Raw genomic sequence first — 12,361 nt, forward strand, 5'->3', positions numbered from 1 at the left:
TTGGTGCATTAGTTAGCCGACGAGACCGTTATCGGCGCGTTTGATCGCAATGACCGACGAGCGTGGCGTGCCGCCATCGGGCCAGTTGCTGCCGGGGTGCTGGATGCCAACAAACATAGTCCGCAGGTCTGTGGACCACGCCAGACCGGTCACCTCACAGCCGTTCGGACCGGTCATGAAACGTGCAATTTCACCGGTCACGGGATCACCAACCAGCATCTGGTTATTGCCGTTGCCTGCGAAATCTTCCTCGTTGTCGTCATTCCCGTCTGTCTGGATCCAGATCAGACCGGTCGAATCGATCACCATACCGTCGGGCGAGTTGAACAGGTTGCCCTCGTTCACGTTGGGCGACCCGGCGCGGTCATCGGAATGCACGGTGGGGTTGCCTGCCATGACGTACAGGTCCCAATCGAACGCTTGGGCGGCGTGGTCGTCATTGGCCGGACGCCAGCGCACGATCTGACCGTATTTGTTCGCCTCACGCGGGTTGGCCGCGTTGACCGAGGTGTCATCACCACCGGCGTTTGGCTTGACGCCGCGGTTCTTGTTGTTGGTCAGGCAGCAATAAGCTTCGACCGCAACCGGGCTGGAGGCGACCCATTCGGGGCGGTCCATGGTGGTGCCGCCCGCTTTGGAGGCCGCCATGCGGGTAAAGATGCGAATCTCGGCATCGTCCAGTCCGGTGGTTTCCGGGGTCAGGGCCAGCCATTCACCCTTCATGTCGTCGTTGAACTTGGCGACATAAAGCGTACCGTCGTTCAGCAGGCTCTCGGTTTCAGCGCCGGGCTGATAGGTGCCGTTCGAGACGAACTTGTACAGGTATTCGCCACGTTCATCGTCGCCCATGTAGACAACTACACGACCGTCGGCAGCCAGAGTGACCTCGGCGTTTTCGTGTTTGAAGCGACCCAGACCGGTGTGCTTGACAGGGGTGCTGTCAGGTTTGGTCGGGTCGATTTCAACGATCCAGCCTGCGCGATGCGGCTCGTTGGGGTTTTTCGATGTGTCGAAACGGGGATCAAAGAACTCGTACCCGTTCCAGCTTTCGGCCTTGATACCGTAGCGCGCCATACCGTCCGCGACCTTCTGGTCATAGGCGGCATTTTCATCCAATGAGCCGAAGTAGCCGTTGAAGTTCTCTTCGCAGGTCAGATAGGTGCCCCAGGGCGTCTTGCCCGCACCACAGTTGTTCATGGTGCCCAACGAAGTGGTGCCGGTCGGGTCAGCCTCGGTTTTCAGCAGGTCATGGCCGGCTGCGGGGCCAACGATTTTCATCGGAGTGTTGTGATGAATACGGCGGTTGAAGGGGCTGTCTTTGACAACAGACCAGCCCTCAGGGCCTTCGGTGATTTCCATGACGGTCACGCCTTGGATGTTCTGCAGTTTCAGAACGTCACCTGCGTTTTCTGGAACACCTTCCGCAGCGGCCGGCAGGTTGATCTTGCGGTTGGGGTATTCGTGGTTGATTGCGATCAGTTCGTGACCCTGGAACGAGAAGGTTTCCATCCCGTCAGTGTTCTCACCAAAGATACGGTCGGATTTTTCGACCGGACCGCCATCGGCGATGTCATAGCCGTCGGCATCCGAAAATAGCGGATCGCCCCAGCGCATCATAACTTTCCACTCATACCCTTCGGGAACGTGAACGGTGCCATCGGTCTGGGCTGCGATAGGGGTGAAGGCAAAGCGCGACGCGTCAGCAGCCTGCGCCGAGGTCGAGCTGAGCAGACCTGTGCCCATTGCAGCAGCGCCCGATCCGAAGGCCACCACACCGGCCAGAAAACCACGGCGGGAAATGGCGCTTTCGACCACGCGGTCAAAGTCGTTTTCCTCGGCGCGGGGGAAGTGCAGCTCGTCCCAGTCGTCTGCGGAAAGTGTGGTGTTGTCGACGTCTTTCATGGATGGCTCCTGGCTAAAATGAAAGTTGATGAACGGGATTTAAGAGGTCTTTGTGACAGGTTCTTAACAGCGCCATTAAAGCCGCTGTATTTCGACCTGAAAATAGATTCATTTTTGTTGCGCTAAATCGCGCCGAAGCCCTGCCTGCGCGATGCAGACAGGGTGTTACAATCATCAAAACAGATTGATCACATCGTCGTGATTGGGTTAACGCAGCCGCTGTCCATCTGCATCGAACCGATACGCTTTTTCGGGCGCGAACCCAAGGCGCAGGTCTTGGCCTTCGGATATCGCATGCTGCCCGAACAACCGCGCCGTCACCGAATGGTTCTGAACGGTCGCAATGACGTTGGTATCACCGCCCAGTTTCTCGACATGGCTGACCCGCGCTGACAGGGGGCCGTCATCGGACAGAAACAGGTCTTCGGGGCGAATGCCGAGGGTGTCTGATCCCTGATCCAGCAGGCTTTCGGGCAGGAAGTTCATCGAAGGGGATCCAAGGAATCCCGCAACAAACTGGTTGGCGGGGTTGTTATACAGCTCCATCGGAGAGCCGATCTGCTCCACTCGTCCATCGCGCAGTACAACGATCTTGTCGGCCAGTGTCATCGCCTCGGTCTGGTCGTGGGTGACATAGATCATCGAGGCGTCGAGCGCCCGGTGCAGGTTTGCGATCTCAATCCGCGTGTTCATCCGCAGCGCCGCGTCGAGGTTCGAAAGCGGCTCGTCAAACAAAAACAGTTTCGGCTCGCGCACGATGGCCCGCCCGATGGCGACGCGTTGGCGCTGACCGCCGGACAGCTCAGATGGATAGCGGTCCAGATATTCCTCAAGGTTCAGCATCCGGCTGGCAGTGGCGACGCGCTCCTCGATCACCGCTTTGGGTTGCTTCTCTTGTTTCAGCGCCAGTGTCATGTTCCCGCGCACGTTCAGATGGGGATAGAGCGCATAGCTTTGGAATACCATCGCGATGCCACGTTTCGACGGCGGCACCAGATTGACCTGCTGGCCGTCGATATTGATCTCACCCGAGGATGCATCCTCCAACCCCGCGATCACGCGCAGCAGGGTGGATTTGCCACAGCCCGAGGGGCCGACGAAAACGACAAACTCGCCTTCTTCCACCTCAAGCGAGATGTCTTTCAGGACATGTACCTCGCCAAAGGATTTGTTCACATTGGTCAAGGTCAGAGCAGTCATGTTGCGGACTCCTTAAGCGAAACGGGCTGGCCGGTGCGGATGCTTTCATCTGCGGCCAGACAAATGGCGAGGGATTGGACGGCGTCATTCATATGGCGCGTCAGGTCGATATCGTCAGCGATGGCGCGCAGCATATAGGCTTGTTCGGCGTCACAGAGTTCCTGATGGCCGGGCTCATCGGGCATCTCGACGGTGCGGTCGCCGCCCGGAGTGTGGATCAACAGCCCGCCAACCTTGGTGTGGCCGTCAATATCCGCCGATGCGCCCTTGTTGCCGTCGGTGATCGAGACTGAGCCGTTGGGCGAGACGATGTCTTTCACGAAAAACGCGGTTTCGGACATCATCGGGCCCCACCCGGCCTCATACCAGCCGACCGAGCCGTCCTCAAAAATCACCTGAAACTGGCCGTAATTGTACATGTCCTCGGCGATCTCATCCGACAGGCGCAGGCCCATGCCATGCACGCGGACGGGCTGCGCATCGGTGATCTGGCACATCACGTCCACATAATGCACGCCGCAATCCACGATGGGCGAGGTGGTCTGCATCAGCGCCTTATGCGTCTCCCACTCGGCCCCCGAGGACTGCTGGTTCAGGTTCAGGCGAAACACGTAAGGCCCACCCAGATCGCGCGCCTCGGAGATCAGGCGCATCCACGAGGGGTGATGGCGCAGGATATAGCCCACGACCAGTTTGCGGTTCAGTCTGGTGGCGGTCTCAACCACACGTCGCGCATCGGCCACATTGGTCGCCAGTGGTTTTTCAACGAAGACATGCGCACCAGCTTCCATCGCGGCGCAGGCATAGTCGGCGTGGCTGTCGGAATAGGTGGCGACGACCACCAGATCTGGTGTGGTCTCGGCCAGCGCTGTGTCGAAATCCGGATAGGCGGGGTATTGGCCCAGCTCGGGGTGATCCACGTGGCCCGAGCGGTTCACCAGCCCCACGATCTGCGCGTCCGCGTGGTTGTGATGAGCCAGCGCGTGGCTGAGGCCCATATTGCCAAGGCCAGCGATCAGAACTTTGGTCATTTGACAGCTCCGGATGTGATGCCGCGGATCAATTGGCGCGAGAAGATGACATACAGAACCAGCACCGGCAGGATCGCCATCGACAGGGCCGACAGAACCGCGTTCCAGTCGGTGACGAACTGCCCGATAAAGACCTGACTGCCCAACGTGAGCGTCTTGGTTTCCTCAGCCGGGGCAAGGATCAGCGGGAACCACAGGTCGTTCCAGATCGGGATCATGTTGAACACCGCCACAGTCGCCATCGCGGGCCGGACCAGAGGCAGAACCAGCCGGAAAAAGATCGTGTATTCCGACAGCCCGTCGATGCGGCCTGCGTTCTTCAGATCGTCACTGACCTGCCGCATGAACTCCGACAGGATGAACACCGCCAACGGCAGCCCCTGCGCCGTGTAAACCAGGATCAGCGCCCAGAGCGTGTTGACCAGCCCGGTCGCCACCATCATCTCAAGGATCGCCACGGTGCCGATGCGGATCGGGATCATGATCCCCAACGCCAGATACAGTCCCATCAGCAGGTTGCCCTTGAACTGATATTCAGACAGCGCATAGGCCGCCATTGCCCCGAACAGCAGGATGAAGAACAGCGACGCGACGGTGACGATCATCGAGTTCTGGAAGTAGAGGAAGAAATCCCCCTGCTTCATTACCGTCTCATACCCGATCATTGAGAAACTGTCGGCATTCGGCAGCGCCAGCGGCTCGCGGAAGATCGCGCGGCGGGACTTGAAGCTGTTGATGATGATCACAAAAACCGGGAACAGGGCTATCAGCGTGTAGAGGATCAGCGCCCCGTGCATCGCGGCGGTATTCAGCGGGTTATGGCGAGCTTTGTTCATCTAAGCGCCCTCACAATTGATACCGGCGCATCCGGGTCTGGATGCCGAAGAGGTAGATGCAAACTCCCACCAGAATGATCGCGAACATGGCCCCGGCGATGGCCGATCCCATATGCGGGTCGCCCAATTGCAACTGGAAGCCAAAGAAGGTGCGGTACATGAACGTGCCCAGAATATCAGTCGAGAAATCCGGCCCGGCCAGCGCGCCTTGGGCGGCATAGATCAGGTCGAACGCGTTGAAGTTGCCCACAAAGGTCAGGATCGAGATGATGCCGATCGAGGGCAGGATCAGCGGCAGTTTGATCTTCCAGAAGGCCGAGGCCCCGGTTATGCCGTCGATCTCTCCGGCCTCAAGGATTTCCTCGGGGATGGTCAGCAGGGCGGCATAGATCAGCATCATCGGGATGCCCACAAATTGCCAGACCGAGATCAGCGCCAGCGTGGTGAGCGCATATTCCTCTTTCCCCAGCCACGGCGCGAACAGGGATTTCAGGCCGACAGCATCCAGCATCGAGGGCGCGATGCCCCAGATGGGCGACAGGATCAGTTTCCATGCAAAGCCAACGATCACAAAGCTCAGGATTGTCGGGATGAATATCGCCGACCGATAGAGCGCCGAGAACCTCAGGCGCGGGTGGCTGAGTAGCGCCGCCAGCGCGATCCCGATGGGGTTTTGAACAAGCATATGGATCAGGAAGAACCAGAAGTTGTTGCCCAAAGCGTTCCAGAACTGCTCGGACCAGATGGGATCGAAAAACAGCGTTTGAAAGTTCTGCAAGCCAACGAACACGCGGCTCTGATCCACCTCGGAATAGAGCGCCAGCCGCAGCGTGTTGAACAGCGGGAAAATCATCACCGCCGTATAGACCAGCACGGCTGGGGCCAGAAACACGACGATATGCCAGCGGAAGCGGGGGCGATTCATGGGTCAGCTTTCAAAGGGGTGTCGGGTGTACCCGGGCGGGCGTTTCCGCCCGGGTAGGGATCAGCTTACTGATGCGGAGCGTACCAGGAGGCAAGACCTTCCTGCAGTTCGGCGCCCAGTTCTTCGGGCGATTTGGCACCCTTGATAGCCGCAACGGATGCGCCCCAGGTCTCATTCTCAAGGTTCGGCGTGCCGCGCGACAGGATTTGATAGGTCGAGCGGATGGTCGATTCACACTCATCACGCCAGCCGACGATTTCCTTGGCCAGCGGATCCTGCAGCTCAACCGGCGTGCTGGACAGCGGGAAGAAGCCGGGCAGCGCGTTGCCGAAGATTTCCGCGAACTCTGGGCTTGCGACCCAGGCCAGGAAAGTTTCGGCCGCCTCGGGATTCTCGGTGGCGGCGTTCATGCCGATGCCGATATCGGTGTGATCCGAGATATAGCAGGTGTCGCCCGCATTGCGGACCGGAGGCTTGAATGCGCCCATTTCGAAATCAGCCTGCGCGTTGAAGCCCGAGATTTCCCACGACCCGGCAGGGTAAACAGCCGCACGGCCCAGCGTGAAGATGTTCTGGCTGTCGGGATAGGTCTGCGCCTCATACCCGTCGCCCAGATACTCACCCCAGCGGGCCAGCGTGGCGTAAGGGGCGGTCCAGGCCTCATCGGTCAGCTTCTGCTCGCCTTTGATCAGCGCCTGACGGCCTTCCTCACCTTTCCAATAGTTCGGGCCGATGTTGTTATAGCCCATCGTGGCGGCTTCCCACTGGTCGTTGGTGCCCATCGCCATCGGGATATAGGTGCCGTCTTCTTTGATCTTGTCGAGGGCGGCAAAGAACTCATCCTCGGTGGTCGGCACGTCGATGCCCAGCTCGTTGAACGCGTCTTTGTTGTAGATGAACCCGTGGATCACGGAGGCCATCGGAACACAGAAGCTGACCGCGCCATCATCGGTCTGCCACGCCGATCTGGCGACATCCGAGAAATTGCCCATCGCCTCGACGCCCGACAGATCAGTCAGGTGCCCGGCTTCGTACAGCGCCAGAGAGGCGTCAAATGGACGGCAGGTGATCAGGTCGCCAGCCGAGCCCGCGTCCAGTTTTGAGTTCAAAACAGCGTTGTATTCGGCGGGGGCCGAGGGCGTGAATTGTACCTTGATGCCGGGGTTTGCGGCCTCAAATGCAGGAATGATCTGATCCTGCCATAGGGTCAGGTCATCGTTGCGCCAGCTTTCGATGGTCAGCGTGACATCTTCGGCCATGGCAGCCGTACCCATAAGGGTTGAGCCCAGCAGAGCCAGCTTCAGACTTGTGCGTTTCATTTCATTCTCCCAGTTGGTTAGCAATTGTTATTCATGTTTAGTGCGGTGCTCAGAATGCCGTCGGCTTCTTCAAGCCGCGCTACCGCGTCGCCCTTTGACACGCCAAGGGCAGCGATCAGGATGGCGGGTTTCACGTCGCCGTTCGTCTGCGCCAGCGCAGCCTGGGCTGCATCGGTGTCAACCTTGGCAATCCGTTCCACGATTCCGGCCGCGCGCGCACGTAGCTTGTGATTGTCAGCGCGCAAATTCACCATCATGCCGCCATGCACATGCCCCAGATCAAGCGCCATGAGCGAAGACAGCATATTGAGCGCGATCTTCTGCGCCGTCCCAGCCCCCATGCGGGTCGAGCCCGAGATCAACTCGGGTGGCGTGGCGAGCAGAATTGGTATGTCAGCGGTTTGAAGAAGAGGGCTTCCCGCGTTATTGGCGATGCCGATCAAGGTTGCCTTTTTGGCGCGCGCGATGTCACCCGCTGTCAGAGTATAGGGCGTGGATCCGCTAGCCGACACCGCGATGACGGTATCGGTAGGCTTTAAGTCGGACAGAGCTTCGGCAAGTCCTACGTCCGAGTCCTCTGTATCGCCGGGCATTTCAACACCAGTCGGTAAGCCGCCTGCCATGTGAATGCGTAAGTGACTTGGAAGGATCGAGAATGTACCGCCCAGTTCCTGCGCATCCGCTGCGGCCATCAAACCAGATGACCCGGCGGCGACGTAATGCAGCACGCCTCCGGTGCGGAGTGTTGCCGCCATTGCCGCAGCTCCTCGCGCGATCGCGGGTGCCGCACGCTCAACAGCCTGCGCAGCAGCGATTTGACCAGCGGCCAAGGCGCGGGCCGAGTTGGCCAGATCGCTCCGGTCAAGTTGGGCGGCATCAATGTGCAGTTGTTCAGTCGACGGCAGCGTCAAGAGAATCCCCCTTACAGTCCTTTTACAATACCTATGTAATACCACTTGTCTATAACTTTATTATTGCAAGCGATGTTTGGATATTTTTGCGCTAAACTCCAGGAATTTGCGATTTGTGCCCGAATTTTGGTCTTTCCAGTGAAGTAAAGGTATTATAATGGTATTGCCATGACTGAGTCTCAAAACACCGCGTTTCTGGCCGTTGACGGTGGTGGAACCCGATGCAGGGTCGCTGCTGAGGTCCGTGGCGTCGTTCATTCGGTCGAGACCGGAGCGGCCAATGTATCAACGGATTTCGAGGGCGGGGTTCGTCAGATCGCTGCCGGTTTGTCTGAATTAGCAGCGGGGCTGGATACCTCTGTAGCAGAATTGGTGCGCTGGCCCGCCTTTATCGGGTTGGCCGGCGTAACGGGTGACAGCGTCGCTGATCGACTGCGAGTGGCGTTGGATATGCCCAACGCGCGGATCGAGGATGACCGACCTGCAGCGGTAAGGGGCGCATTGGGTTCCTCAGATGGCCTAATCGCGCATTGCGGGACCGGGTCATTTCTGGCTGTTCAGATCAACGGTGACATCCGCCTTGCCGGAGGGTGGGGGCCTATCTTAGGCGACGAAGCATCCGCGCAATGGGTCGGTCGACGTGCGCTGTCCGAAGTGCTGCACACGGTGGATCAGATCCAAGCGAAGTCGAGCTTGACGCAAGAGTTTTCTAACCAGTTCGGCGGTGTTGCTGGAATTGTCGAATTTGCGGGACAGGCCGCGCCGGGGGCGTTCGGCGCATTGGCACCTCAGGTCACAGCCGCTGCCGCCGATGGTGATCAGGTTGCGCGTCAGGTCATGCGGGCAGGTGCCGATTACATCGGTGGAATGGCGAAACGCCTTGGGTGGAAGGCGGGGTTAACCCTGTGTTTAACAGGCGGAATTGGCCCGCATTATGCCGATTATCTGCCCGCAGACATGCAAGCTGCGCTAAGACCAGCACAGGGCGAACCGCTGATCGGGGCCTTGGCCTTGGCAAAGGAGGGCGCTCATGAGCATTGCTGATTTCTTGCGCGCAGAAGCGTGGCTGAGCCCCGAGAACGGCCCACGATATGTTCAGCTGCGCCGCCGCCTTCAGGAAGGGATAGATACGGGCGTGCTTGCACCGAATTCATCTCTTCCGTCCGAACGGGAATTGGTGGACATCACTGATCTGTCCCGCGTCACGGTGCGAAAGGCTATTCAAGAGCTGGTGCAGGAAGGTGTGATCGAACAACGTCAGGGTTCAGGCTCGTTCATCCGCGAGCGCGTGCCCCGGGTCGAACAATCGCTGACACATTTGACGTCTTTCACCGAAGACATGTCGAGCCGCGGAATGCAGACCACGTCAAAGTGGTTGGAGCGGGGCGTATTTGCGGCGACGTCTCAAGAGATAGCTGCGCTGAACTTGCCGGAAGGCGCGCAGATTGCGCGCATCTATCGTTTGCGCGAGGCAGACGGCCGCCCTCTGGCGCTTGAGAAGGCAGCACTGCCGTTGGACATTCTGCCGAACCCGATTGAGGTGACCACCTCGCTCTATGAGGTTCTGGACGGGTTAGGGCGTCGTCCCGTTCGGGCGGTCCAGAAAATCTCTGCACTTAATCTTGCTGCGCGCGAGGCTGAGTTGCTGGATGTGCCGGAAGGGGCGGCAGGGTTGAACATCGAGCGTCTCTCATTTCTCAAAAACGGGCGGGTCGCGGAATTGACCCGCTCTCTCTATCGCGGTGACGCTTATGACTTCGTCGCCGAGCTGCGTTTATAACCGGAAGGATCAAAGGCCGATGTCCGACAATACATCCAAGATGCGTCAGGAGATTTTGGAAATCCCTGCCGCGGTTGACCGGCTGCTAGGCAGTAGCGCGGCCAGTATTCAAAACGCGGCCGCGCTGGTCCGGGAAACCGACCCGCGGTTCCTGATCACGGTGGCGCGCGGGTCATCCGACCACGCGTGTAGTTATCTGAAATATGCCAGCGAGCTATTGCTTGGGCTGCCTGTGGCCTCGGTTGGGCCGTCGGTTAGTTCGATCTATGGGGCCGACTTGATGTCGCGCGGCGCTGTATGCCTGTCGGTGTCTCAATCTGGCCAAAGTCCCGATATTGTCGGATTGACGCGCTCGCTGCGGTCATCAGGGGCTGTTGCGCTGGCGATCACCAACAACTCGGAATCGCGATTGGCAGACGTTGCGGATGCGATGCTGCCGCTGCACGCCGGCCCCGAGTTGAGCGTCGCCGCCACCAAGACATTTGTGACTTCGCTGGTGGCAGGGTTGTGGTTGCTGGCCGAAGTCAAGGGCGATGCTGAACTGTTGGGGGCGATACGGGCGCTTCCCGCCCAGTTGGAACGCGCAGCACAGTGTGACTGGTCTGCAGCGGCGGCCACGATTACAGGGCGTTCGCTGTTTACTTTGGGCAGGGGGCCATCTTTTGCCATATCGGGCGAAGCGGCGTTGAAGATCAAGGAAACCTGTCAGATCCATGCAGAAAGCTATTCAGCTGCCGAGGTGCTGCATGGACCGGTCTCAATCGTCGAGGACGGGTTCCCAACCATTGTCTTTGCGGCTGGGGATGCGGCGGAGGACACCACGGCGCAGGCCGCTGACGCGCTGGCCGATAAGGGGGCCATAGTCTTCGCCACCACGGATCGCGTCACGCGGGCGCAGCAGTTGCCAGTAGAGCGTACGGATCATTGGATCACCGATCCGATCACGACGATCACCGCGTTTTACTCTATGGTCGAATCCGTCGCCAGTATGCGCGGCATTGACCCGGACGCGCCGCGTCACCTCAAGAAAGTGACCGAGACGGTATGACAACAGACAGAGTGATCTTTCGAAACGGTGCAATCTTTGACGGCAAGCGGTTGCTGAGTGATCATGCGCTTGTATTCAGCGGCGGTCAGAGTGTGGAAATCGTAGCAGACGCAGAGGTAGCGGCTGTTGGGGATCACATTGATCTGAACGGAGATATCGTCAGTCCGGGTTATGTGGACTTGCAGGTGAATGGCGGCGACGGTGTCATGTTGAACGATGACCCTTCGGTCGAAACGATCCGCCGGATCGCGCAGGCCCATCACAGGCTGGGAGTCGCGGCTTTGCTGCCGACTTTGATCACAGATACCAGCGAAAAGACTCGGGCGGCGATCGCAGCGGCCATTCAGGCAGTGAAAGAGGGCGTTCCGGGTGTCGCGGGATTGCATTTGGAAGGCCCCCATCTGTCGGTTGCCCGCAAGGGGGCGCATGACGGTGATCTGATTTGCCCCATGTCTGATACCGACCTTTCCGTGTTGCTTGAGGCGGCGCAGCATTTGCCTTGCCTCAAAGTGACTGTGGCACCTGAAACGGTCTCGGAACAGCAGGTTGGGGCGCTGAGTGATGGGGGCATTCTTGTCTCGCTCGGGCACACGGATGCAGATTTCGCGACCTGTCAACGTTACGCAGCAGCCGGGGCACGCTGTGTCACCCACTTGTTCAATGCCATGAGCCAATTGGGCAACCGCGAGCCCGGTTTGGTTGGCTCTGCTCTTGCTAACGGCGGTCTTTCTGCCGGGCTTATTGCGGACGGCATCCACGTCCATCCCGAAACGATGCGAGCCGCGTGGGCTGCAAAATCCGGCCCGGGCCAGATCTATCTTGTTAGCGATGCAATGGCCGTTGCAGGCACTGATTTGTCCGAGTTCAGATTGGAAGGTCGTCGGATCACGCGAACCGATGGGCGACTGACTCTGGAGGATGGCACTTTGGCTGGGGCCGACCTGGATTTGACGACAGCCATCCGCGTGCTGGTGACGCAGGTGGGTGTTCCTTTGCCAGATGCTTTGACAGCTGCCACGACCTATCCTGCCCAGTTGATCGGGCAAACGCATGGACCGTCGATGAAGCGCGATCAAATGATCCGCATCAGTGCAAACCTTGAAAAATGCACGTGGTTATTTCCTACTGAATGAACTGCTTGGGCAGGACTTGTCGGCTGCGCAATTTTTCGGCGCTGAATTTGAAAACAGTGACCGAAGGACGCTTGACGCCATCTGACGCATCGCTTAAACCGACCTCCGCTGAGCGGGCGTCGTATACTGGCTATTACCTCAGCCTTCCAAGCTGATGAAGCGGGTTCGATTCCCGCCGCCCGCTCCAAGTCAGCCCCAAAATTCTGCGTCAAAAGGCCCGTTTGGTGTTCGATTTTGCCACGGCAGCTTGACCCCACGCGCTGTCATCGCCAAGAA

Annotated in this window: 11 protein-coding genes and 1 tRNA gene; 5 read left to right on the forward strand and 7 right to left on the reverse strand. The window is 59.0% G+C overall.

What is annotated here, in order from left to right:
- Nucleotides 1-12 precede the first annotated feature (12 nt).
- The 7 genes from ABWV79_RS17915 to ABWV79_RS17945 form a co-directional block, all read right to left on the reverse strand.
- Nucleotides 13-1,902, reverse strand: coding sequence for a PhoX family protein (locus tag ABWV79_RS17915; protein WP_353393658.1), 1,890 nt, complete (start codon nt 1,900-1,902; stop codon nt 13-15).
- A gap of 207 nt (nt 1,903-2,109) precedes the next feature.
- Nucleotides 2,110-3,102 (reverse strand): ABC transporter ATP-binding protein, encoded by a 993-nt coding sequence (locus tag ABWV79_RS17920; protein ID WP_353393660.1) that lies wholly within the window; start codon nt 3,100-3,102, stop codon nt 2,110-2,112.
- Nucleotides 3,099-4,133 (reverse strand): Gfo/Idh/MocA family protein, encoded by a 1,035-nt coding sequence (locus ABWV79_RS17925; protein ID WP_353393662.1) that lies wholly within the window; start codon nt 4,131-4,133, stop codon nt 3,099-3,101. The genes ABWV79_RS17920 and ABWV79_RS17925 overlap by 4 nt, the downstream gene beginning before the upstream one ends.
- Complete coding sequence (locus ABWV79_RS17930) at nt 4,130-4,969, reverse strand: carbohydrate ABC transporter permease (protein ID WP_170352414.1); 840 nt, start codon at nt 4,967-4,969, stop codon at nt 4,130-4,132. Before ABWV79_RS17930 ends, ABWV79_RS17925 begins: the two co-directional genes overlap by 4 nt.
- A 10-nt stretch (nt 4,970-4,979) precedes the next feature.
- Nucleotides 4,980-5,894, reverse strand: a complete 915-nt coding sequence (locus ABWV79_RS17935; protein ID WP_170352415.1) for a carbohydrate ABC transporter permease — start codon at nt 5,892-5,894, stop codon at nt 4,980-4,982.
- Nucleotides 5,895-5,959: 65 nt separating this feature from the next.
- On the reverse strand, nt 5,960-7,213 hold the full coding sequence (locus ABWV79_RS17940) for an ABC transporter substrate-binding protein (RefSeq protein ID WP_353393664.1): 1,254 nt from the start codon (nt 7,211-7,213) through the stop codon (nt 5,960-5,962).
- 17 nt (nt 7,214-7,230) lie between these two features.
- On the reverse strand, nt 7,231-8,124 hold the full coding sequence (locus ABWV79_RS17945) for an N-acetylmuramic acid 6-phosphate etherase (RefSeq protein WP_353393666.1): 894 nt from the start codon (nt 8,122-8,124) through the stop codon (nt 7,231-7,233).
- Between the two features lie 168 nt (nt 8,125-8,292).
- Here ABWV79_RS17945 and ABWV79_RS17950 point away from each other — a divergent pair, with 168 nt between their 5' ends.
- The 5 genes from ABWV79_RS17950 to ABWV79_RS17970 all read left to right on the forward strand — a co-directional run bounded on the left by ABWV79_RS17950 (nt 8,293) and on the right by ABWV79_RS17970 (nt 12,272).
- The gene (locus ABWV79_RS17950) at nt 8,293-9,168 is read left to right on the forward strand and encodes a glucosamine kinase nucleotide-binding domain-containing protein (RefSeq protein ID WP_353393668.1); all 876 of its coding nucleotides are present in this window, start codon (nt 8,293-8,295) and stop codon (nt 9,166-9,168) included.
- Entirely contained in the window at nt 9,155-9,904 is a 750-nt protein-coding gene (locus ABWV79_RS17955; RefSeq protein WP_170352419.1) for a GntR family transcriptional regulator, read from the forward strand. The genes ABWV79_RS17950 and ABWV79_RS17955 overlap by 14 nt, the downstream gene beginning before the upstream one ends.
- 19 nt (nt 9,905-9,923) lie before the next feature.
- Nucleotides 9,924-10,952 (forward strand): SIS domain-containing protein, encoded by a 1,029-nt coding sequence (locus ABWV79_RS17960; RefSeq protein ID WP_353393670.1) that lies wholly within the window; start codon nt 9,924-9,926, stop codon nt 10,950-10,952.
- Complete coding sequence (gene nagA / locus ABWV79_RS17965; RefSeq protein ID WP_353393672.1) at nt 10,949-12,085, forward strand: N-acetylglucosamine-6-phosphate deacetylase; 1,137 nt, start codon at nt 10,949-10,951, stop codon at nt 12,083-12,085. Before ABWV79_RS17960 ends, nagA begins: the two co-directional genes overlap by 4 nt.
- 112 nt (nt 12,086-12,197) lie before the next feature.
- Nucleotides 12,198-12,272: transfer RNA gene (locus ABWV79_RS17970), tRNA-Gly, on the forward strand.
- Nucleotides 12,273-12,361 lie beyond the last annotated feature (89 nt).

The sequence above is a fragment of the Ruegeria sp. HU-ET01832 genome (assembly GCF_040371315.1).
Taxonomy (GTDB): domain Bacteria; phylum Pseudomonadota; class Alphaproteobacteria; order Rhodobacterales; family Rhodobacteraceae; genus Ruegeria; species Ruegeria lacuscaerulensis_A.